This window comes from Stenotrophomonas sp. 05L414_2, from assembly GCF_056397905.1.
The window spans coordinates 1-22598 of the sequence record NZ_JBFTOJ010000005.1; the positions used below are offsets into that span (position 1 = coordinate 1).

General features: G+C 67.3%; 16 protein-coding genes. 4 read left to right on the top strand and 12 right to left on the bottom strand.

Annotated features, from left to right (window positions below):
• The coding region (locus AC1DJN_RS01580) for a DMT family transporter (RefSeq protein ID WP_478038649.1) at positions 1 to 594 on the bottom strand (594 nt) is incomplete at its 3' end.
• 67 nt (positions 595 to 661) lie between these two features.
• Positions 662 to 1381 carry a helix-turn-helix domain-containing protein gene (locus AC1DJN_RS01585; RefSeq protein WP_032976082.1) on the bottom strand — a complete coding sequence of 240 codons (720 nt, stop codon included), beginning with the start codon at positions 1379 to 1381 and terminating at the stop codon, positions 662 to 664.
• An 81-nt stretch (positions 1382 to 1462) separates the two neighbouring features.
• Here AC1DJN_RS01585 and AC1DJN_RS01590 point away from each other — a divergent pair, with 81 nt between their 5' ends.
• The gene (locus AC1DJN_RS01590) at positions 1463 to 2245 is read left to right on the top strand and encodes a DUF6491 family protein (RefSeq protein ID WP_032976084.1); all 783 of its coding nucleotides are present in this window, start codon (positions 1463 to 1465) and stop codon (positions 2243 to 2245) included.
• On the opposite strand, the gene AC1DJN_RS01595 is transcribed toward AC1DJN_RS01590, so the two are convergent.
• The 3 genes from AC1DJN_RS01595 to AC1DJN_RS01605 all read right to left on the bottom strand — a co-directional run bounded on the left by AC1DJN_RS01595 (position 2242) and on the right by AC1DJN_RS01605 (position 4205).
• Positions 2242 to 3294 (bottom strand): linear amide C-N hydrolase, encoded by a 1053-nt coding sequence (locus AC1DJN_RS01595; protein ID WP_032976085.1) that lies wholly within the window; start codon positions 3292 to 3294, stop codon positions 2242 to 2244. The genes AC1DJN_RS01590 and AC1DJN_RS01595 overlap by 4 nt on opposite strands.
• Before the next feature lie 63 nt (positions 3295 to 3357).
• Positions 3358 to 3771: a DUF6691 family protein gene (locus tag AC1DJN_RS01600; protein ID WP_442251208.1), complete on the bottom strand. Its 414-nt coding sequence runs from the start codon at positions 3769 to 3771 to the stop codon at positions 3358 to 3360.
• On the bottom strand, positions 3768 to 4205 hold the full coding sequence (locus tag AC1DJN_RS01605; protein ID WP_025874862.1) for a YeeE/YedE family protein: 438 nt from the start codon (positions 4203 to 4205) through the stop codon (positions 3768 to 3770). The genes AC1DJN_RS01600 and AC1DJN_RS01605 overlap by 4 nt, the downstream gene beginning before the upstream one ends.
• A 117-nt stretch (positions 4206 to 4322) precedes the next feature.
• Between AC1DJN_RS01605 and AC1DJN_RS01610 the strand changes: the two genes are divergently transcribed.
• Positions 4323 to 4610: an ArsR/SmtB family transcription factor gene (locus tag AC1DJN_RS01610; RefSeq protein ID WP_032951781.1), complete on the top strand. Its 288-nt coding sequence runs from the start codon at positions 4323 to 4325 to the stop codon at positions 4608 to 4610.
• Between the two features lie 3 nt (positions 4611 to 4613).
• Here AC1DJN_RS01610 and AC1DJN_RS01615 read toward each other — a convergent pair whose 3' ends face one another.
• The 5 genes from AC1DJN_RS01615 to AC1DJN_RS01635 all read right to left on the bottom strand — a co-directional run bounded on the left by AC1DJN_RS01615 (position 4614) and on the right by AC1DJN_RS01635 (position 10755).
• Positions 4614 to 5042: a BLUF domain-containing protein gene (locus tag AC1DJN_RS01615; RefSeq protein ID WP_477744817.1), complete on the bottom strand. Its 429-nt coding sequence runs from the start codon at positions 5040 to 5042 to the stop codon at positions 4614 to 4616.
• An 82-nt stretch (positions 5043 to 5124) separates the two neighbouring features.
• A complete protein-coding gene (locus AC1DJN_RS01620; RefSeq protein WP_025874868.1) occupies positions 5125 to 6264 on the bottom strand; it encodes a hybrid sensor histidine kinase/response regulator in 1140 nt (379 codons plus the stop codon).
• Entirely contained in the window at positions 6261 to 6836 is a 576-nt protein-coding gene (locus tag AC1DJN_RS01625; RefSeq protein WP_025874869.1) for a chemotaxis protein CheB, read from the bottom strand. Before AC1DJN_RS01625 ends, AC1DJN_RS01620 begins: the two co-directional genes overlap by 4 nt.
• The gene (locus tag AC1DJN_RS01630; protein WP_032951761.1) at positions 6836 to 7660 is read right to left on the bottom strand and encodes a CheR family methyltransferase; all 825 of its coding nucleotides are present in this window, start codon (positions 7658 to 7660) and stop codon (positions 6836 to 6838) included. Before AC1DJN_RS01630 ends, AC1DJN_RS01625 begins: the two co-directional genes overlap by 1 nt.
• Positions 7657 to 10755, bottom strand: coding sequence for a response regulator (locus tag AC1DJN_RS01635; protein WP_478038651.1), 3099 nt, complete (start codon positions 10753 to 10755; stop codon positions 7657 to 7659). The genes AC1DJN_RS01630 and AC1DJN_RS01635 overlap by 4 nt, the downstream gene beginning before the upstream one ends.
• A 151-nt stretch (positions 10756 to 10906) precedes the next feature.
• Here AC1DJN_RS01635 and AC1DJN_RS01640 point away from each other — a divergent pair, with 151 nt between their 5' ends.
• Together AC1DJN_RS01640 and AC1DJN_RS01645 are read left to right on the top strand one after the other, a co-directional pair.
• Positions 10907 to 12061: a two-component system sensor histidine kinase NtrB gene (locus AC1DJN_RS01640; protein WP_425518190.1), complete on the top strand. Its 1155-nt coding sequence runs from the start codon at positions 10907 to 10909 to the stop codon at positions 12059 to 12061.
• Complete coding sequence (locus tag AC1DJN_RS01645; protein WP_025874874.1) at positions 12058 to 12417, top strand: response regulator; 360 nt, start codon at positions 12058 to 12060, stop codon at positions 12415 to 12417. Before AC1DJN_RS01640 ends, AC1DJN_RS01645 begins: the two co-directional genes overlap by 4 nt.
• A gap of 133 nt (positions 12418 to 12550) precedes the next feature.
• Here AC1DJN_RS01645 and AC1DJN_RS01650 read toward each other — a convergent pair whose 3' ends face one another.
• Entirely contained in the window at positions 12551 to 16252 is a 3702-nt protein-coding gene (locus AC1DJN_RS01650; protein WP_442251210.1) for a TonB-dependent receptor, read from the bottom strand.
• Positions 16249 to 22428, bottom strand: a complete 6180-nt coding sequence (locus AC1DJN_RS01655) for a CshA/CshB family fibrillar adhesin-related protein (protein WP_478038653.1) — start codon at positions 22426 to 22428, stop codon at positions 16249 to 16251. The genes AC1DJN_RS01650 and AC1DJN_RS01655 overlap by 4 nt, the downstream gene beginning before the upstream one ends.
• Between the last annotated feature and the right edge of the window lie 170 nt (positions 22429 to 22598).

The following is a 22598-nucleotide window of genomic DNA, read 5'->3' on the forward strand; positions in this document are numbered from 1 at the left end:
GGTCAGCAGTGACCAGTCGTGGCTGGAAAGGTCGGGCCGCCGCGACAGCCAGCGGCTGTTGCCGATGGAATACAGCGCCCACGAGAACAACGCACCGAACGCGCACAGCAGGCCGATCAGGCGTTGCCGCCAAGGCGTGCCCAGATGCTCGGACATCAGCGCCTCCCAGCCGACCATCGCTACGCCGAGCACGCACAGCGCCAGCGCCGGCAGCAGCTGCTTCAACGGCACCGCACCCTGCTCGCGCACGCCCACCAGGGTGACCACGACCGGAATCAGGCCGACAATCAACGAAGCAGCGGCGCCACCGGCCCACTGCACCGCCGTGGCCAACAGCAGGAAGTACACCAGGTTGCCGGCCAGGCTGAGCCACAACAGGCCGATCCACTCGGCGCGACCGAGCTTCGGCGCCAGCCGCTTCCAGCGCGGCAGCAGCAGGACCACGGCGATCAGGCCATAAACCAGATAGCGGCCGGCGGAAAGCTGCAGGGCATTGAACGTGCTCAACACGGCGGGCGCGAGGAAGACCACGCCCCACAGCGCACCGGCGGCGATGCCATTGGCGATGCCCAGGGCAATCGGGTTGTTGCGCATTGCAGGTTCACAGCAAGAACGGGCCGCGCAGTGTAAGCGGCCCCTTGCCGACCGGTCTTGACCGAGGCTACTGCCGGTTCGCTTCCGCAGTGTTGGGTGTGGCTCGCCGCCATGCCGCCGGCGTCTGCCCGCATTCGCGGCGCAGCGCACGGGTCAGTGCACTCTGCTCGGAATACCCTGCGGCCAGTGCGATATCGCTGATCGATGCCGGGCTGACCCGCAACTGGTGCTTGGCCCAGCGCAGGCGGCTGGCACTGAGCCACGCCTGCGGGCTGAGCCCGAACTCACTCCGGAACACCGCATGCAGGCGGCTTTCGCTGATGCCGACAAAGGCAGCCATGCGCGCTACCGACCATGCCTGCCCCGGTATCGCCTCGACCGCAGCGCACAGGCCCTGCAGGCGCGCACCACTACCGGCAGGCGCGAAGACCCGCAGCAGTTCCGGCAGCAGCGCTGGCACAGGCCGGCCCGTCTGCACCTGGGCAAGCCGCTGCCGCAGCGACAGCGGGAGATGCAGCCAGCGCTGCCGGCACAGGTGCTCCTGGGTCGCGTCATCGAGCACGCCCGGCCCGCAGTCGACAATCACGAAACCATTGGGGCCGTCGGCCATCTGGTCGTGCGCCTCGCCGGCCGCCACGAATGCGCCCTGCAGCAGGTCAAGACGGCCGCCCCTGCCCTCCATCTCGAACTGCAGCTCACCCTGCAGCGGCAGCACCCACTGCGCATAGCCGTGGCGATCCAGGCCGGTGGCCTGACCGTAGTGCCGTAGATGGAAGATGGCGCCCATCCGAGCAGTCTGCGCGTGTAACACTTGCCGTGCAAACCGCTGCTATAGTCGGCCCGTCATCCAACGCAGGGAGTGCAGGACATGACTTACAGGCACGCATCCATGGTACTGGCCGCCAGCCTCGCGCTGGTGCTCACCGCCACGGCTTCGGCACAGGAACGCATGCCACCGGCCCCGCACTGCATGGACGCTGTCGGCGTCCAGGAAGTGGAGCAGGCATCACCGCGCTCGATCGCGCTGCGTGCCGCCTCCGGCCAAGCCTATCGCATCGACTTCGCCGAGGATTGCCCCGGCGTCCGCGCAGCCACCACGTTGAAGCTGGAAGCACCCGCCGGCTGGGCCTGCGGTCGTCCCAGCGAGCGCGTTGTGGTCGATGGCCACAGCTGTGCCGTCAGTGCAGTCACCCCGGTCCAGGCCCGCGACTATGCCAGCGTGGCCCGCGACAGCGACAGCCTGCGCACGGCCACCCTGCCCGCCCTGACGATCCGCCAACGCAAGGACGTCCGTCGCGGCTTCGGCGGCTCGGCCTCGTACTGCTTCGCCACCCGCAATGTGCGCGGCTGGTCGTCCGACACGCAGGGCATGCTGGTGGAAACCAACCCGCTGCGTAGCGGCGGCCATCGCTTTTACCGTGTTGAACTGGGCAGCCACTGCCTCCAGCTGGACCGCTCGCCGGAATTGAGCTTCCAATCCGGCATGCAGAACGGCCTGATCTGCGGCAACCCCGGCGACCGCGTGGTTACGGCCGATTTCGCCAGCTTCGACGAGCGCAGCGACGCGGTGGCGCCGCTGCCCCGCTTCACCCGCCGCGGCGCCTGCACGATCCAGGCGGTCTACCCGGCCTCCAGCCAGGCGTCGAACTAGCCGTCGACGCCGAGGAAGGTGAACGGTGCGCTGGGTACGAAATGGCCCAGTGCATCGCCGGCGAAGGTATTGCGCTGGTCACGGCCGAGATCGAGCTTGAGCACCTTTCCGCCGAAATCGACCTTGGTCAGGTCGACCCAGAAGGTGTTGGGCGTCAGTGCCGACTCGAAGAAATACAGGCGCCGCTTGTGGTCGGCGACCGTACGCCAGCGGGTGGACGAGATGTTGGGCTCGCCCGGCGTGGTGATGCCGAACGGTACCGACACGTTGCGGATCACGCTGAACACACTGGCCAGCGCCTCCACCGGATCTTCCGCTTTCGGAATCGCGTTGATGTAGAAGGAGGCCCGCGCGAAGCGGTCGGCCGAACGGTTGGTGCCCGGCAGCATCACCGTGCCACCGATCTGCTGCCAGTAGCTGTTCAATGCCAGCTGCTGGTCGAAGACCGGCGAATTGGTCATCACCTGATAGCGCCGATCATGGTGGATCACCTGGCGCCCGCCGATGTATTCGACGATCGCGCTGTCACCCGTGGCGTCGGACAGCGACAGATGCAGCGTCGCCTGGCGGTCCTCGCCCGGCACCTTGTCGGTGACGATCGAGTACGGTTCGCGCTGCAGCGCAGTCACCGCCTCTTCCACCGTCGCGAAATTATCCAGCACGTACTGCGCCCACAACGAGATGGACAGGCCGGGCTTGCCGCTGCGCTGGGCCGGGTACTCCGACTCGACCAGCCACAGCAGGTTGGCGACCAGGCCCTTCTCGTTCATGCCATCGGTGGTGGAAATGTCATAGCCGGTGGCCACCACGCTGCCGTAGCGTGCAGTCCAGGCGATCGACCCAGGCCCCGCCTTTCCGGTGCGCGCAATGCCACGCGGCAACACGTAGAGATTGGTGGCCACGTCCACTTTCCAGTCCATCGAGCGGGCGGTGATGACATCGCCGTTGTCGCCCAGATACACCGCGCGCGTGCAGGCCATCGCCGGCATTGCCGCCGTCGCCAGTGCCGCCGCCAGCAACGCGCCGCCTTTCCATTTCATCCGTGCCATGTCGTCCTCCGTTCCCCGGGAAAGGTGATCTGAACCCCGCAACGGTGAGACGAACGTGAAGCCTCAGCGCAGCCAGCGATCATGCAGCCAGAAACCGGCAGCCATCGCTGGCACGAACCACAGGGCTTCGCGCGCGCCCACCGCCAACGCGGCCAGCGCGGGCCCCGGGCAATAGCCGACCCAGCCCCAGCCGATACCGAACAGCGCCGCACCCAGCAGCAACCGCGTGTCGACAGCCTGCGCCGCCGGCAGCTCGAAACGTTCGGCGCACCATGGCCGCTGCCGCCGCCGCAGCCAGAATTGACCCAGTGCGCTGACCAGCAGCGCCGACGCCAGCACCCAGGCCAGCGTGGGATCGAAGTCGCCAGCCACATCAAGGAACCCCAGCACGCGACGCGGATCGGTCATGCCGGCCAGCGCGAGGCCGGCACCGAACAGGCCGCCGGCCACACCTGCCGCCCACAACCTGCGGCTCATGCCAGGCCTCCGCCGTGACGTAGCAGGAACGTGGTGAGCATCGCGCAGGCCATGAACACCAGCACCGCCACCAGCGATCGCCGCGATCCACGGGCGAGGCCACAGACACCGTGGCCGCTGGTGCAGCCGTTGCCCAGCCGCGTACCCAGGCCCACCAGGACACCGGCAGCGATCAATTGCCAGGCCGGCAGCGCGTCGCGCAGCAAGGCGCGTGGTGGTTGTCCTGCACCCGCCTGCCAGCTCAACACCGCTGCCGCCGCCGACATCAGTCCGAGCAGGAAAGCCCAGCGCCAACCACGATCACCGCGCGGCGCGGCAGCGGCGCCGGCAGCGATACCGCTGATGCCCGCCACCCGACCGAGCGTGGCCAGCAGCAGCACCGCCGACGCACCGATCAGGCCGCCGCCTGCAATTGCCGCCCATGGCAGGTTCATGCCCTGCCCCTCTGCATCGCGCGCATCGGCTTGCCCTTCAATTTAGATTTCTCTAAATTAGATTTTCCTGAACTACCGAGTCAAGCCGTGCCCAGCATCACCACCGACAGTGCCGCGATGGCTACGCATGCCGCACAAGCGGCTGCCCTGCTGAAATCGCTGGCACACCCGGCGCGACTGCGCGTGTTGTGTCGCCTGGTGGAAGGCGAAGCACCGGTGCCGGAACTGCAGGCCCTGACTGGCCTGAGCGCATCGGCGCTGTCACAGCATCTGGCCGTGCTGCGCAATCTGGAGGTGGTGGCAACGCGGCGGCAGGCACAGGCACTGCACTATCGGCTGCTGGAGGGTCCGGCGCTGGGGGTGCTGCAGGCATTGCACGCGGCGTACTGCGCCCCGCAGCGTTAGCGGTCAGCCCGCGCTGAGTACCGGCCGCACGACCTCGGCCAACAGATCCACCGCCGTAAGCATGACGCTGTCACCGTTCACTGAGCGGGCGAATCCCGACCAGTCGCCTGCGGAAAGCTGGCGCAGCAGCGCGGCGTCGACCGGCAGCCCGCGCATTGCCCAGTACGGAAACTGGCGCTGGCCCAGCCGGCCACGCGCCAGCTCGACGATGTCGACATGGCTGCCGGCCTGCAGGATGCGCTCATAGACCGAATCGATGCCATCAGGCGGGCCTTCGATGTACTGCAGGAAGCGTTCGCCGTCATGCAGCAGCACACCCGTCACCCCTGCCATCTTGTTGAAGCGCGAGGCATCCTCGACCAGCGTCTGCAGACGTGCGGCAGACAGATCCGGCTTGGCCTGGCTGACATAGGCGATGGCACGCAGTGGCATGGAGCTTCCTTTGCAAGAGTGGTGCCACGGTAGCAGTTGCGGACGAGCCCGTCTCAGTTCGCTCACGCGCCAGCTGAAGAATTCAGGAAACCGCCGGACTGCGCAAATCGGATCGACGAGGCAGCAGCGCCTCGAACACCACGTGCCCTGCCTCGTTGCGCGCGCTCAACTGGCCACCATGCGCACGCACGAACTGGTCAACGATGTACAGCCCCAGCCCGAGCCCGTTGCTCTGGTGGAAGCTGGCCTTGAAGGGTTCGAACAGGCGCGGCAGCAACGCCTCATCGACATGGCCGGTGTTGCGTACGCGCAGCGCAACCACCCGTGCATCGCCACCATCGACCTGCACCTGCACCGTCGCGTCGGCGCCATGGGTGAGTGCGTTGCCGACCAGGTTGGCGACGATCTGCCCAAGGCGATCCATGTCGCCCTGCAGCGTCGAATCGCCACGGACGTCCAGCGCGATCCGATCGCTTCGATGGCCGGCACCGGCCTCGACCAGCACCGCACGCGTCACCTCGGCCAGGTCACAGACGCTGCTCTGCAGGCGCAGGCCACCGCTGCGGATCCGCGAGAAGTCCAGCAACTGCTCGACCATGCGTGCCATCCGCAGCGTGCTGGCCTCCAGGTAGCTCAGTGTCTGCTGCGCACCGGCATTGTCGTCCGGCAGTTCCAGCGACAGCTTGTCGGCACACAGCAGGATGGCCGACAGCGGCGTGCGCAGGTCGTGGGTGAGCACCGCCGCCATGGTCTCGTTGAGCTTCAACGCGCGCTCCAGCGCTTCGTTGCGCGCCTTCAGCAACTGCCGCTGCTGGTAGAGCTCGATGAACACATTGACCTTGCTGAGGATTACCTGCGGTGCCACCGGCTTGTGCAGGAAATCCACCGCGCCGGTCTCGTAGCCCTTGAACACCCGCAACGGATCATCCGGCGAGGCGGTCAGGAAGATGATCGGCACATCCCGACTGCGCTGCGAGCCACGCATCAGCTCGGCGAGCATGAAACCGTCGATCTCCGGCATGTGCACGTCCAGCAGCGCCAGCGCTACCTCATGCTCCAGCAGCAGCTCCAGCGCCTGCGCGCCAGAGTCCGCCAGCAACAGGTTGACGCCCTCGCGGCGCAGCAGCGCCTGCATGGCCACCAGGTTCTGCGGCACGTCGTCGACGATCAGCAGGTTGACCGGCGCCTGCGACTGGGCAGGGTCCGGCGGCAGCAGGTTCATGCAAACAACTCCTTCAGGCGGCGGCACATCAGTTCAAGGGGCAGCACGGCGTCGGCGCCGGCATGCTGCAGGGCAGAGGCCGGCATCATCGATGCCTCGGCCTCCTCGGGGCATTGCAACCAGGCCTGGCCGCCAGCGGCGCGCACGGCGGCCACGCCATCGCTGCCATCGCTGCTGGCACCGGTCAGCAGTATCGCCAGCACACCCGTGCCGAACGCGGCCGCGGCCGATTCGAACAGCGGATCGATGGCCGGCCGCGAGAACAGCACCGGTTCGTCCATCGACAAAGCGATGGCCTGCGTGTCCTCCACCAGCAGGTGGTAGTCCGGCGGCGCGAACGTCACCGTTCCGGCCTGCAGGGGCTGCTTGTCCTCCGCTTCGCGCAGGACCAACGTGCAGTACGGCGCCAGCACCTCGGCGATGCGGCTGGAACGGTCGCGCGGCAGGTGCAGCACCACCAGCACCGGCACCGGCAGGGTGGCCGGCAACGCACCCAGCACGATCTGCAGGGCGGCCACGCCACCGGCCGATGCGCCGATCACCACCACGTCAGGGTGGGACATTGCCGCCATCAGGCCACCTTCCGGTACAGGCGGTGYTCCCGCGAACAGGCTTCGAAGGCATCGTGATGGCGACCGAACTGCAGCGACTCCTTGCTGCCCAGGCCGAGGAAGCCGCGATGCACCAGGGCTTCGCGGAACAGGCCCACCGCCCGATCCTGCAGGTCGCGGTTGAAATAGATCAGCACGTTGCGGCAAGACACCAGGTGCACTTCCGAAAACACCGTGTCGGTGGCCAGGCTGTGGTCGGCAAACACCACGTTGCGGCGCAGCTGGCGGTCGAAGACCGCGCCGTCGTAAGCGGTGCTGTAATAGTCCGACAGTGAAGCGGTGCCGCCGGCGGCGAGGTAGTTCCGGCTGAACTGGGCCAGGCGGTCGATGCCGTAGGCGCCGGCCTCAGCCGTGGCCAGTGCCGCGGGGTTGATGTCGGTGGCGTAGACGATGCTGCGCTCAAGCAGGCCTTCCTCGTGCAGCAGGATCGCCAGCGACCACACTTCCTCGCCGGTACTGCAGCCGGCCACCCACAGCTTCACCGAGGGATAGGTGCGCAGCACCGGTACCACCTGTTCGCGCATCTGCCGGAAATACTCCGGGTCACGGAACATCTCCGAAACCTGCACGGTGAAGAACTGCATCGCCTGGGCGAACAGCTCCGGCTCGTGCAGCAGCCGATGCTGCAGATCCGACAGGCGCTCGCACTCGTAGCGCTGCATGGCCTGGCTGACGCGACGGCGCAGCGAGGACACCGCATAGCTGCGGAAGTCGTAGTGGTAGCGCTGGTACAGCGCTTCCAGCAGTACCTTCAGCTCCAGGTCGAACAGCGCCTGCTCGTTCATTGCCGCGAGCACCAGACCCGGCACAGCGACACCAGTTTGTCCACGTCGATGGGCTTGGCGATGTAGTCGTTGGCACYGGCCTGCAGGCAGCGTTCACGGTCATCGGGCATGGCCTTGGCGGTCAGCGCGATGATCGGCAGGTCCTGCAGGTGGCGCTGCGCGCGGATCTCGCGCATCGCCTGCAGGCCATCCTTCTCCGGCATCATGATGTCCATCAGCACCAGGTCCACCTCGCGCTGGGCCAGGCGGTCGACGGCCTCCTGGCCATTGCGGGCGATCTCCAGCGTCACCCCCAGCGGCTCCAGCACGCTGGACAGCGCGAAGATGTTGCGCACGTCGTCCTCGGCCAGCAGCACGGTGCGTCCATCGAGCACGGTGTCGCGGCGGCGCGCTTCGCGCAGCAGGCGCTGCTGGTCGCTGGGCAGGTTGGCCTCCACGCTGTGCAGGAACAGCGTCACCTCGTCGAGCAGGCGCTCGGGCGAGCGTGCACCCTTGATGATGATGCTCTTGGAGTAGCGGCGCAGGCGCTGCTCTTCTTCGCGGCTGAGGGCACGGCCGGTATAGACGATGACCGGCGGGAAGCCGACATCATCGTTGCCTGCCATGTGCTCGAGCAGGTCGTAGCCACTGCCGTCGGGCAGCGACAGGTCCATCACCATGCAGTCGAAGGTGACCGTGCTCAGCTGCTCCACCGCTGCGGCAAGCGTACCGACAGCAGCGATCTGCAGCTGATCGCGGCCCAGCAGCAGTTCCAGGTTGCGGCGCAGATCGTTGTCGTCCTCCACGATCAGCAGGCGCCGCACGTCGCGCTGGCTGGTCTGTTCAAGCTGTTCGATGGCAGCCACCAGGCGCTCGCGCGTGGTCGGCTTGATCGCAAAGCCGATCGCGCCCAGTTCGCGCGCCACCTGGCCGCGGTCCATGCCCGAGACCACATGCACCGGAATGTGCCGGGTGTCGGGGTTGCGCTTGAGCCGTTCAAGCACGGTCAGGCCCGAGACGTCGGGCAGGCCGATGTCCAGCAGGATGCCGTTGGGACGCAGGTCCGCCGCCAGCGCCAGCGCCTCTTCGGCCGTGGTGGCCACCACGCAGTCGAAATCAAGCTCGTGCGCCAGCGTCACCAGGGCTTCGGCGAAGACCGCATCGTCCTCCACTGCCAGGATCAAGCGTCCCGCATGGTGGCGGCGCCCACGGTCATCGGCCACCGCTGCCACCGGCGCGGCACTGGACCGCTGGGCAAGTGGGGCTGCTGCCACGGGGGTGGCGGGTACCGGCTGCACGGGCACCGGCGCTGCGGCGCCTGCGGCATTCTCGGCCATCGGCGCGCCCTGCAGCGGTAGTTCGAGAATGAAGCAGCTGCCGCGGCCCGGCTCGCTGTCCACTTGGATGTCACCGCCCATGCGCACCGCAAGATCACGCGAGATCGACAGGCCCAGGCCAGTGCCGCCGTAACGGCGGCGGGTGCTGCCATCGGCCTGGCGGAACGCTTCGAAGATCAGCTGCAGCTGGTCGCGTGCAATGCCGATGCCGCTGTCGGCCACTTCGAATCGGATCCGGCCATTGCCGCCGCTGCGAACGTGCAGGCTCACCTTGCCGTGCTCGGTGAACTTGACCGCATTGGCCAGCAGGTTCTTCAGGATCTGCTGCAGGCGCTGGTTGTCGGCCACCAGCTGGCTGGGGGCCAGGCCATCGGACTCGATCTGCAGCGTCAGGCCCTTCTGCCGCGCCATCGGCTCGAAGGTTTCGCGCAGTCGCTGCAGCACGCTGTCGACCACCACCACTTCGTCGGCCAGTTCGACGTGCCCCGCTTCGATGCGCGACAGGTCCAGGATGTCGTTGATCAGCGCCAGCAGGTCGTTGTTCGACGACAGGATGGCGCGGGCGTACTTGACCTGCTCGTCGCTGAGCGAGCCGTCCTTGTTGTCGGCCAGCAGCTTGGCCAGGATCAACGAACTGTTGAGCGGGGTGCGCAGCTCGTGCGACATGTTGGCCAGGAACTCGGACTTGTAGCGCGAGGTGGCGGCCAGTTCATTGCTGTTGCGCACCAGCTGCCCCTGCGCGACCAGCAGCGCCTGCTTCTGCGCCTCCAGCTCGTGGGTGCGCTCTTCCAGCTGCACGTTGCTCTGCTCCAGCTCGGCCTGCTGCTGTTCCAGATGCGTCTGCGACTGCATCAGGCTGCGGCTCTGCTCTTCCAGCTCCTCGTTGGCCACCCGCAGCTCTTCCTGCTGTGCCTGCAGTTCTTCGCCCTGGCGCTGCGACTCTTCCAGCAGCACCACCAGCTGTGCGCGCAGCATCGAGGTGCGCAGGGCCATGCCGATGGTCTCGGCGCAGCGCAGCAGCAGCTCGTCATCCAGCGCCCGCTGTTCGCCAACCGCCGCCCGGCCCAGCTCGAGCACGCCCACGATCGCGCCGTCGCTGCTGACCGGGGCAAGGATCCGTTCACGCACAGGCACGCGCCCCAGGCTGGTCTGCAGCTCCAGCGGCGCCGCTTCATCCCCCTGCAGATGCCGCGCCCGCTGGTCGCGGGCCACCTGCCCTGCCACCCCTTCCTGCAGGCCCAACGTGGCCGGGATGCCGTTCGGCAACGCCAACCCACCGGTCAGCTGCAGGCGTCCGCCTTCCAGCCGGTAGAGCGCACCGACATCGGCACCCAGCTGGGTTGCCAGCGTCGACACCGCCGCTTCGGCGATCTGTTCCGGCCCGAGCTCACCGCGCAGGCTGAGCGCCACCGCGTTCTCCGCCTCCTGCAGCCACAGCGCACGCATCGCCTCGCGTCGCGCCTGGATGGCGCGCGAGGCGATGAGTGCGATCATCAGGAAAGCCGCGCCACCGATCGACCGGTTGACGAACGAGAAGGATGAGTTGTTGCTGGCCGGCGCCACGTTGTAGCCCACCGCCAGCAGTACGCAGGCGCTGACAGCCACCACGAACGGCACCCGGGCGCTGCGCTGGAACACAGTGACGCCGATGGCCATGAAATAGGCCAGCCACACGGCATAGCCCAGGGGTACCACCAGTTCCAGCGCGGCCGTAGCCGCCACCAGTACCGCCGACGTCATCCAGATCCAGCGGTCACGCGTAGTCGCACCAGGACGCATGCAGGTCGGTTCCAGTTTGGAAAAGGGGACTGATGTTACTCCTTGTCGCATTCAGCCGCATACGACCAATGGCACGGGCGTCGCATGCACGTCCTCTTCACACTCCACTGCCTACGTTCTCGTGCCTGACAGAGGTAATACGCATTTCATCGTGGTCGCTGCCGCTTCGACGCCGTCCGTGTTGACGGACCCTTCCCGACAGCTGCGATTGCTGATCGACAGCGTGCGCGACCATGCGCTGTACCTGCTCGATCCCGATGGCATCGTCTGCAGCTGGAACCCCGGCGCCGAACGCATCAAGGGCTACCGATCGGAAGAAGTCATCGGCACCCACTTCGGCCGCTTCTACCTGCCCGCTGATCGCGATACGGGAGAGCCACAGCGCCTGCTGCGGCTGGCGGCGGAATGCGGACACCATGCCGCTGAGGGTTGGCGGGTGCGCCGAGATGGGTCTCCCTTCCGTGCCAGCGTGGTCATCGAGTCGGTGGTCGAGAACGGTGAGCTCGTGGGCTTCGTCAAGATCACCCGCGACATCACCGAACAGTGGCAGGCGCAACGGCTGCTGCGCGATGCGCAGCGGGCGCTGCGCCAGACCCAGCAGTTCGAGACGGTCGGCCAGCTCAGCCGCGGCCTTGCCCATGAGTTCAACAACCTGCTGACCACCATCGTCAATGCACTGGACCTGCTGTCGGCACGCATGGGCGATGACGAGCGTGCCAACACCCTGTTGACCACCGCGCAGGCGGCCAGCGATCGTGGCGCACTGCTGACCCGGCAGCTGCTGGCCTTCAGCACCGGGCAGACCCTGATCCGCGAAACGCTGGACATCAATGCGCGGATCCGCGACTGGTTGCCCGCCCTGCAGGCCACCTGCCCTGCCGGCGTCACCCTGGAAACCGCGCTGGCTGCGGGCCTGCCTGCCATACTCAGTGATACCGTGCAGCTGCAGACCGCGCTCGCCAACCTGGTCGGCAACGCTGCGGACGCTACGGTAGGTGGCGGCCGGGTATTGATCGCCACCGCGCTGGAGCACCGCATGGACCCCGACGCCGACACATCCCGGCAACGGACCTATGTGACGTTGAGCGTCTGCGATGAGGGACACGGCATGGCCCCGGACATCGCCGAACGCGCGACCGAGCCTTTCTTCACCACCAAGGACATCGGCAAGGGCAGCGGCCTGGGCCTGAGCCAGGTGTTCGGATTCACCACCCAGAGCGGCGGCTTCGTAGACGTGTCCACCACGCCCGGTGTTGGCACCACGGTCAGCCTGCTGCTACCCGCCACAGAGGAACCCAACCCATGACCGATGATCCGATCCGCGTACTGATGGTGGAGGACCAGACCGATCTGCGTGAGATGATCGGCCTGGCCCTGCGCGACTTCGGCATCGACGTGGCTACCACGGCCGATGCGCAGGAAGCGGTCGCGCTGCTGCAGGGCGATACGCGTTTCGACGTGGTGTTCAGTGACATCAGCATGCCCAACGGCATGTCGGGCATCGAGCTGAGCGAGCATGTTGCGCGCGACCAGCCGCAGGCGCGGATGATCCTTTCCTCCGGCTACGCACGCTCGCAGTTGCCGCCGCTGCCCGAGCAGGTGGAATTCCTGCCCAAGCCTTACCGCCTGCGGCAGCTGGTGGAGCTGCTCAGGCAGGCCTGAGCCGTTGCCGCCCTGCCAGGCATGGCCTGGCACTACTGGGTAGCGACCGCCGCGCCCCTGCCAGGCATGGCCTGGCACTACTGGGTGGCGACCGCCGCGGCCCCGCCAGGCATGGCCTGGCGTTGCCCAGTCCTCAATAGCGACCCACCAGGTTCAGGTACCAGCCGCGGTGGGTGTAGTCGAACTTCGTCAGGTCGTCACTGAAGTCGGTGAAGTTGTAGCCCACGCCAACCCGGAAGTTGCGGCCGACGTCGCGGTCCACGCCGGCCAGCCAACCCTGCCGGCGACCGCCATCACGCACGTCCAGCAGGCGGTACTCCAGCAGGCCGTGCCATTGGTAGTACAAGTCATAGCGCAGCTGTGCTGCACCGAAGTTCGTGGCTGAATCGAACCACGGACCGGTGCCCCGGCCATAGCGGACCTCGCCTTCGCGTCGGGCCAGCTTGGCCGCCACTTCCCAGCGCTGGTCGATGCGGTACACGCCTTCCAGCGACAACACCTGGGTACGCTGGTCGTAGTCCACGCCGTTGACCTGGCCCATCGTCGACAGGTCGTACAGATAGCTGTAGCGGCCGAACAGCGCCCAGCGGTCATTGTCCCAGGGGCGGTAGGCGAAGCCGAGATTGCCCTCGATGAAGCGGGCGCCGGCCACCGGGTTGATCGCATCGTCGGTGTCGGCGTAGTTGAACCGCGCAGCGATCCGCCAGCTGTCATTGAGACGGTGGCTGAGGCGGTTGGTGCTGACCCATTGCGTGCGGCGCTCGGCACCGGTGTCGCGACGCCACTCCAGCTTGCTCTGCCACTCGGTACCCGGCGACGTGCGGCCGCCGGACAGGCTGACGGCCTTGCGGTCGACCTGGCCACTGCTCGCATCCAGCTTGCCGTCGCTGAGGGTGAAGCCCGCGTTCCAGCCCACCGCCGGATAGAAATCCATGCCGAAGGTGTTGGCCAGGCCGGATTCCTGGCCGGATTTGAGGAACTGGCTCTCGTTGAACACGTTGACCTGGTCGGATAGGCGCCAGCGCTGGCCCAGCGTCCAGCCATCCTGCGCATTCGGGCTGAACAGCGGGTCGTATTCACTGCGATCGGTGGACTGGGTGAACGCACCATAGAAGCTGTGCTGCGGGGTCAGCTTGTACTCGGCATTGACCTGCGCGGCACTGCCCCGATCACCATCGCTCACCTCCGCGCCGATCGTGGACAGGTTGGCGAAGGTGTAGGTACCACCGGCGACCACCGCATCATTGTCCGCGTAGCGGCCATGATCGTCATCGACGGTCAGCTGGCCGCCACCATAGATGTCCAGCGCGGTGCCGATGCGATGGGTGTAGCGCGCTGCCGCCAGCACACCAGCATTGCTGCCGATGCCGCGGTCTTCCTGCACCCGGCGCAGCTCGGCCGACACGCGGTCGTTGTCACCGATCCGCCATTCGGCGGTGGCCTGGGCCTGGATCAACGATTCATTGCCACGCCGTGCTTCGCTGTAACGCGCATACAGGCTGAAATCGTCGGTCACGTAGCCCAGCAGTTCGGCGCCCTGTTCGCGCACGCGCTGGCCGGTGTCGAAGCGACCCACCGAATAGCCTCCCTCGACCTGCCGCCACCAGGCGCCGGCACTCCAGTCGCGCTGGGTCCAGCCCAGCTCGCGCAGGTTCACCCGTGCCTCCACCGCGGTCGCCTCGCCTTCGCGCGGCCCCTCGGGGTTGAGGCGGGTGAAGCTCAGACCACCATTGTCGGAGAAGAACACCGGCGCACTGGTCGCCTCGCTGCGGCTGTGCTCGACCTTCAGGTAGGTACCACGCCCGGCCTGCAGGGTCAGGTCCGCACCGCGCAGCGAATAGTCCTGCCCAGCGCGCTGTTCGTCCACATAGGTGGCCCCCACCGCCACGTGATCACCGAACCAGTGCTTGCCACGCACACCAGCGGTGATGTCGTCATTGTCGAAGCCGGTCGGCACCCATTCGTAGTCGACAATCAGGCGCTGCTCGTAGCCGTCCAGCGGCACGTCGCGGCTGATCCGGCGCAGGTTCTCGCGGCTGACCTGGGCCAGCGGCCGGGTCAGCAGGATGCGCCCCTGCAACGCATCGATCTCGTAGTCGGCACCGCGCACCAGCGACACCCGCTGTTCGACACGGCCGGTGGTGCGGTCACGGATCTCCAGCACCACCTGGTCCGAGCCGCGCAGGATGCTGGCGTGGCGCAGGTAATACAGGCTGCCGCCGGTGCCGATGAACTCGCTGTGGCCCGGCGCGGTCTCGGCCTGCGATCCGAACAGACGCAGTTCGGTCTGCGCATCGCCCCACGCATTGGCGCCGCGTGAGCGCCACGACAGCGCCGCACCGTACAGCGAACGCACGTACTGGGCGTACTCGGTGCCGCTCAGCCCCGTGTTGTAGTTGCCCCACAGCGCCTGGTTCTTGTCCCAGTCCATGCGCAGGTAGAAGCGGCCCATGCTGTCGACGTCGCGCTGGGTCAGCGAATCGTCGCCATAGGTGGGGTAATACAGGTCCGGGTCCAGGCTGCGGAACAGGTCCTGCGGATCGGCCGTGGTGAAACCGGTGAACAGCTCGTCCAGCGGCCGGTTCTGGGTATCGGCCTGCGCCGTCAACAGATAGCGGCCACGGGTCTTGGCCTTCAAATAGAACGCCAGGCGCCCGTCGCTGAGCACATCGTCACCGCGCTCGCCACGGGCGACATCGCGGCCCGCACCACTGGCCTTGTTCTGGTACACCGTGACATCGGCCAGGCCCACACCGAACAGATAGCTGCCGCTGACATCCACCTCCAGCGTGCGTGCGATCGCCGGCGCGTCGGGCCGCTCGACCCGCACGTCGAACACGTGGTGACCGATCGGCATCAGGTATTCAGCGGCGAATTTGCGGTCCTGGTCCAGCGGATAGCTTTCGCCATTGATCTTCAGTGCCGCGCCAAGCGGCAGGTCACGGCCCCGCAGGCGCACGCGCGAGCCGTACACCGGGATGTTCTGCTGGCGAAGACCGTTGCTGTCGAACACCTGCTCCAGCAGCGACAACGAAGCGGCCTGGTTGGCATCGACGGCCGTGCCGCGCCGATCTTCCAGCGCGTCACGCAGCTGCTGGTTGCCACGCTCCACTTCGGCCAGCGTCACCAGCTGCATGGACTGCGCCGAGGTCTCATCGACATTGCCCTCGGCATCGTACGCGCGCAGCACATAGACCAGGCGGTCGCCACGACGCAGCGGCGTGGACGCCGGCAGCGCACCGTCCCAACTGCCCTGCCCGACCGCAGCCACAGGCAGTTCAAAGGTCGCCAGGGGCGCGACCCGGTCACTGTCGCTGCCGCGGTAGAGGCTGACCTCCAGACGTTTGATGAACGCGGTGTAGTTGCCACGCACGAAGAATTCGACCGGACGCACGATGCGGCCCTGGTCGAACGCCACCATGCCCGGCGCCGAGATCGACAGCTCGGGCTGGCCCATGGCCGGGTCTTCGGTGGCCCAGATCGCGCCACCTTCCGGCAGGCGGATCATGAATTCACCGCGGACGGTCGCCTTGCCCGGCTCGTCCAGCGCCACGCTTACGCGCCGGTCCGGCTGCAGCACCTGCGATGACGAGCGCGTCGACGTGCCTTCGGTCACCGGCTCATCGAAGCTGCGCGAGCGCAGGGTGAACAGCAGGTCGCCCTCGGCGCTGCACTGGTTGCCCTCGCAGTGGATGGGCGCGCCATCGATGGACGCGTCGTTGGCCGGCGGCGGCGCGGCCTGCGCCGTTGCTGCCAGACCCAGCAGCAGTGACTGGTACAACGCAGCGCGGTGCAGGCGGGCGGGACGCCGGACGACAGAGTGATGGGCGCTCATCGGCGGGCCTCCTGTTGGTGGGCCGCCGCGCGGGTGGCGGCGGTCTCCTCGTTGCGCACGCGCAGGCGTTGCTGCACGGCAGGGCTGAGCTGCACGCGCAGCGCTTCGAACACGGCATTGGCACGGCGCAGGCCCAACGCCTGGTTGTAGGCGTGGCTGCCACGCACATCGGTATGGCCGACCAGGCTGACCTGGCCGCCCCCCATCTGCTCCAGGCGCGCGGCGATGGCAGCCAGCAGCGGCTTGAACTCCTCGCGGATCACCGCCTTGTCGGTGTCAAACAGCACGTTGCCGAGCAGCGCGCCGCCGGCATCAACGCCAGCGACCAGCGAGTGCGGATCGCGCACGTCGGTACGCAGCTGCACCGTCAGGCCAGCGCGCGAACCTTCAGCCACTTCGGCCTGCAGCGCATCACGCACGGCCACCGCACGGGCGAAGGCCAATGCCTGGCTTTCGCCGTTGGCGGCAATCACCACGTCACCGCCCTGGTAGCGATTGACCACCTCGGCCATCTTCGCCAGCACCGGACGATAGCTGGCACGCAGCTCGCTGCTGCCCGGGGCGAACAACACTTCGCCCAACGCCAGTTCGGCGCGCTCGGCGGCGGCCTGCGGCGACGGCGGCAGGCGCACGCCGAAGCTGAAGCGGGTCGGCACGCCCTGGGTAACCCGACGCAGCAACGGATTCTCGGTGGTCAGTCCGGAACCCGCCGGTACCGTTGCCGGGTCCAGCTTGACGATGAAGTTGCGGCCCAACCGCGCATCGCCACCGTGCACATCGGCCAGGTGGTAACGACCGAACGGATCGGTTTCGATCAGCAGGCCCTCCACGGTGGCCAGGCGCACGCCGGGAATGCCCTGCTCCTGGATGCCGCTGTTGCGGATCACGTAGGCCACTTCATAGCCCTCGGCCACCCGCGCGATCTCGCGATGCACGGCCGGCTCGGCTGCGGTCAGGCCCTTGGCCGCCTCGCCACTGTGCTGCACGGTTGCCACACCCTGCGCATCCAGCTGCAGGCGATGGCCCTGGGCGCTTTCCAGCACGAAATCATCGGTGAAGGACAGTTCGCGCAGGCGCTGGCGGATCACCACCTGATGGCTATCGACCGTGTCCGACGTAGACGCCAGGCCGTGTACCACGCCCACCTGCACGCCATGCAGCAGGGGCGCGCTGGCATCGGCCAACGGCTGCGGTCCATCGCCACGATCCAGCGTTGTCGAACCCGGCACGTACGCGGCARGCGCGAAACCGCCCTGTACGCGAACACCGGTGAGTTCCGCACTGTCCTGCCATCCGTCGCCGTCGCGGTCATCGAACACGGTGCCGAACACCAAGCTGTCTTCCAGCAGCGGGTCGGCATCCATGCGTACTTCAGCGGTCGCCACATTCGACAGCGGCGTGCCRTCGTCAGCGGTGGCCACGGCCTGGTTGATGTGGTTGCCGGCACGCACGCCCGCGCCCACCCGCAACAGGTAGGTGATGGTGGCACTGCGGCCCACGGCGATGTCGACCGCGCCGATGCGCAGCGGGGTCTGGCTACCGCCCAGCGAGAACGCACCGTCGTCGTCGGCCACGCGCATCGAGCCATCCACATAGCTGAAGCCCGGCGGCGGCGTATCGACCACCACGCCGTCGCGCCAATGGCTGCTGCCGACGTTCTCGACCACCAGCTGGTAGCGCACCAGGTCGCCCACCTTTACCAACCGCGGGTTGGCGGTCTTGGTGATGCGCAGCGCGAAATCCGAGATCACCTTGTGCCGCGTTTCGCAGGTGGTGCACTCCGGCGGTGGCGATCCATCCGGATACTGGCCGCGCAGGCGGTTGAGCACCTCCGTGCGCGCCTCCTGGTTGACGATGGCCTGGTAGACGAATTCATGCTGCCCCACCGGCGTACCGGCCGGCAGGGTGCAGACGATGTCGGTACCCTGCTGCACGCAGCCTGCCGGCAGCGTGTCCACGCTCAGGCCCGTATCGGGCGTATCCAGCAGCTGCAACGGCTGGCGCAGCGAGGCGCGCTCGACCGTGGCCCGCAGGGTGTAGCGCAACCGGTCACCCGGACGCACTTCACTGCCACTTGCAGGGCCGGACAGTTTTTCCAGCACCACGCGCGGCTCAGCCAGCACGTGCTCGGTGCTGCAGGTTCCCGTGCAGGTGGGGGTATCGCCGCCACTGCCCAGCACCGCGTTGCGGACGCTGCCACTGGCCTGCGCGTTGACCTGCGCGCGGTAGCCCAGCGTGTAGGTGCCGGGTGCGGTACCTGCCGGCAGCGTGCATACCAGCGGATTGCTGGCATTGCAGGTGAAGGCGCCCGGCTGGGTCACCGACTGCAGGTCCAGGCCTGCGCCCAGGGTATCGGTCAGGGTGAACACATCGGTGGTCTGCGAGTTGGCGACCACCACCTCGACGCTGTAGTCCACCGCATCGCCGATATTGACCGGCGATGCCGTGCTGGAGGACTTGCGGTAGGTGACCGTCGCCGCCAGCACCGGGGTGGTGGTGGTGCAGTCGGTGGCACAGGTGTTGGTACCGGTGCCGCTGCCAAGCACGGCGTTGCTGACGCTGCCCTTGGCCTGCGCGTTCACCGTCGCGGTGTAGTTCACCGTGTAGGTGCCAGGTGCGGTGGCGGCCGGCAACGTGCACACCAGCGGGTTGGCGGCATTGCAGGTGAAGCCCGTGGTGGCGGTGACTGAACCGAAGTCCAGGCCCTGCCCCAGGGTGTCGGTCAGGGTGAATACAGCGGTCGTGCGCGAGCGGCTGACCACAGCGGTCAGGGTGTAGGCGATGCTGTCACCCACCTTGACCGAGCCGACCGCGGCCGAGGTCTTGCGATAGTCGATCTGGCTGCCAGCCACCGGGGTGGTGGTATCGCAGTTGACGGTGCAGCTCGGGTTGTCGCCACCGCTGCCGAGCACCGCGTTGGTCACCTGGCCGGTGGCCTGGGCATTGACCACTGCGGTGTACGACAGGCTGTAGCTGCCTGGCGCAGTGCCGGCCGGCAACGTGCAAACCAGCGGGTTGGCCGCGTTGCAGGTGTAGGCGCCGGCACTGGTCACGCTGCCGAAATCCAGGCCGCTGCCCAGCGTATCGGTCAGCGTCACCACGTCGGTGGTGCGCGAGTTGGTCACCACCGTGGTCAAGGTGTAGGCCAGGCTGTCACCCACCGACACGGGGCCGGCACTGTTCACCGACTTGGCATAGCTCACGCCCGGCGTCGCCACCGGCGTGGTGGTATCGCAGTTGGTCGTGCACGAGGGCGTGTCGGTGCCGGTGCCGAGCACGGCATTGCGTACCGTGCCACTGGCCTGCGCATTGACCGTAGCGGTATAGCTCAGGCTGTAGGTGCCCGGCACCGTCCCTGCAGGCAGCGTGCACACCAGCGGGTTGGCCGCATTGCAGGTGAAGATGCCCGCGCTGGTAACGCTGCTGAAGTCCAGGCCGCTGCCCAGCGTATCGGTCAGGGTGACCACATCGGTGGTGCGAGAACGCGCAACGGTCACGCTCAGCGTATAGCCGATGCTGTCGCCCACCCGCACCGGTCCACCGGTGGAGGCCAGCTTGGCGTAGCTCACCTGCGGGCTGGCCAGTGGCGTGGTGGTATCACAGCTGCCGACGCACGACGGATTGTCCGGGCCGCTCGGCACTACGGCATTGCGCACCTGGCCAACCGCCTGTGCGTTGACGATGCCGGTATAGGAGAACGCGTAGCTGCCGGGCACGGTGCCGGCGGGCAGCGTGCACACCAGCGGATTGCCGGGCACGCAGATGAAGCCGCCGGCATTGGTCATGCTGCCGAAGTCCAGGCCAGTGCCCAGGGTATCGGTCAATGTGACGGCAGCGGTGGTGCGCGCATCGGCCACGACCACGCTCACCGTGTAGGCAACGCTGTCGCCCACCGCGACCGGGCCGGCCGTGGCGCTGGCCTTGGACACCGAGATGCGCGGCGCCGCCACCGGCGTGGTGGTGGTGCAGTTGCTGCTGCAGGTGGGAGTGTCGGTGCCGGTGCCCACCACCGTGTTGATCACCTGGCCGCTGGCCTGCGCGTTGACGGTGGCCGCATAGGTCAGGCTGTAGGTGCTCGGCACGGTGCCCGCTGGCAGCGTGCACACCAGCGGATTGGCGGCATTGCAGGTAAAGGCGCCGGCATTGGTCACGCTGGCGAAATCCAGACCGGTGCCGAGGGTATCGGTCAGGGTCAGCACGTCGCGGCTGTTGCCGTCGGCAATGGTGACATCCACGGTGTAGCTCACCGTCGCCCCCACCGCCACCGGACCGGTGGTGTTGGAGCGTTTCGCGTAGCTCACCCGTGTAACCGGAACGGTCACATCGCTGCGGGTGCAATGGTTGGCATCGGTACAGGCCTCGCCCGGTGCGGGCGGATTGCCACCATTGAACGGATCGTAGCCACCGCCGACGCTGGCGTGGTTGCGCAACAGGCCGCTTGCCGATGCGGACACGGTCACCGGCAGGGTGAAGCTGCTGCTGTCACCGGCGGTGCCGGCTGCCGACAGTACCTGGCTGCTGGTGCAGCTCACCGCCTGGCCGCTCGCCGTACAGCTCCAGCTGCCACTGCTGAGGGTACCGGTCCAGTTCGGCACGATCCCTGCCGGCAACTGGTCGCGCACGGTGATGACACCCGCCGGCACGTTCGGCGGATTGCCGGTCGGCACGTTGGTGGTGTTGCTGATCGTCAGCGTGTACTGGGTGCCGGCCTGGCCGTAGTTCCAGATGCCGCCGGTGGCATTGTTGCTCTTCACCACCTTCAGCGCGGGTGCGGTGATGGTGATCAGGTGGTCTTCCACTTCGCCGTCGTCGGCCACGCCGGTCGGCTGCTGGATCTGCGCCGCATTGGTCGCATAGCGCAGGCGCACGTAACTGCTGCCTGCGCTTACCTGCGCGGGCACGGTCCAGCTCAGGTTGGCCCCGCCACCACTGCATGCAGCGATGTTGCTGCGCTCGCCCGGGTCGAATGTGCCGTTGCGATTGAAATCGATCCAGCCGGCCACGCTGCCGCTGCCCACGCACGCCACCGGTTGGCTGATCTGGGTACCGGCCTGCATCACCGTCAGCACATAGCTCGCCGGCCAGGCGTTCTCTTCGTTGGGATTGCCCGAAGGGAAGTTGTCGTCACCCTTCGCATCGGCGCTGTAGCTGCTCTTCTGCTCGGTATCCGGACCCATCGTGCCGAGGAAATCGGTCAGCGGCGGTGCCAGGCCACCCGGCGTATAGCCTGCGGTGTTGATGTTGGTGGGGGTGGCGTTGACCGGCAGGCCATCCGGGCGGAACTGCAGATCGTCCACCACATGCATGGCGTCGCCATAGCTCTGCGGCGCATCACCGAAGTCGGCGTACGGCACCAGCAGGCCGATGGCGATGGCGGTGGTGCCGCCACCGCGCATCGAGAAGCCCATGTTCACCGCGAGGTTGCCCGGCGCGTGCGCGGCGTTGTCGAAATTGAGGAAGGTGACCGCAGCGGTGTTGTTGTCGTTGCCCGGCCCGAAGCGGATCACGCTGTTGCCGCCGCTGCTGGACTTGGTCACGTTGTAGGCACCTGCGCTGAGGTTCTTGCGCATCTCCACCACGTTCCAGGTACCCAGTGCACTGGCTTCGACGAATTCGCCACTGTTGTTGATCGACTCGGCGTCGGCCATCACCACGCCGCGCAGGCGATACGGCGCGCCGCCCAGGGTCGAGACGCAGTTGATTTCGAACGAGGAGGTGCCCGTGCTGCGCGAGATGCCCGCGATCAGCTGATTCGCGCCGCCAGTGCCACCGACGTTGTACAGGTCGTCCAGGCTGTCGCCGCTGAAGTTGCCCGGGCGATAGCTCTGCAGGAGTCCGCCGCCACTGATGTTGGCCAGACTGCAGCTGACACTGAGGTTGATGCCCGCGGCCACCGGCATCGAGATCGACGAGGTATCACCATTGTTGAGCGTGACCCCGGCAGTGCCCAGGTCCGTGCCGCCACCCCAGGTCAGCCACAGCACCGTGTTGCGGTACGGGCTGGTGCCGCCGGTCGCGTAGGCCGCAGCCCAGGCCGACGATGGCAGCACCACCGACAGCAGCAGCAACAGCAGGCCGGCGGCCAGCCATCGCCCGGTCCGGCCGGGATGTGCACTTTTTTCAGGATGAACGGATTCACCGCCCGCGCTGATGCGCGACGTCGTCGACTGCCACATGTTGGTTTTTCCCCGTCATCAGCCCCACAGGGGAGCCGCTGTTCAGTGGGTACCGGGGAGGGTTCTGCCGGACCCGGAGACGCGTACGAATGCGTGTCTGCCGGTTCCGTGGCGACTACAACCGTCCCTGGACCCTGTTGGTCAGGTTCGCAAAACTGTGACGAAGATAA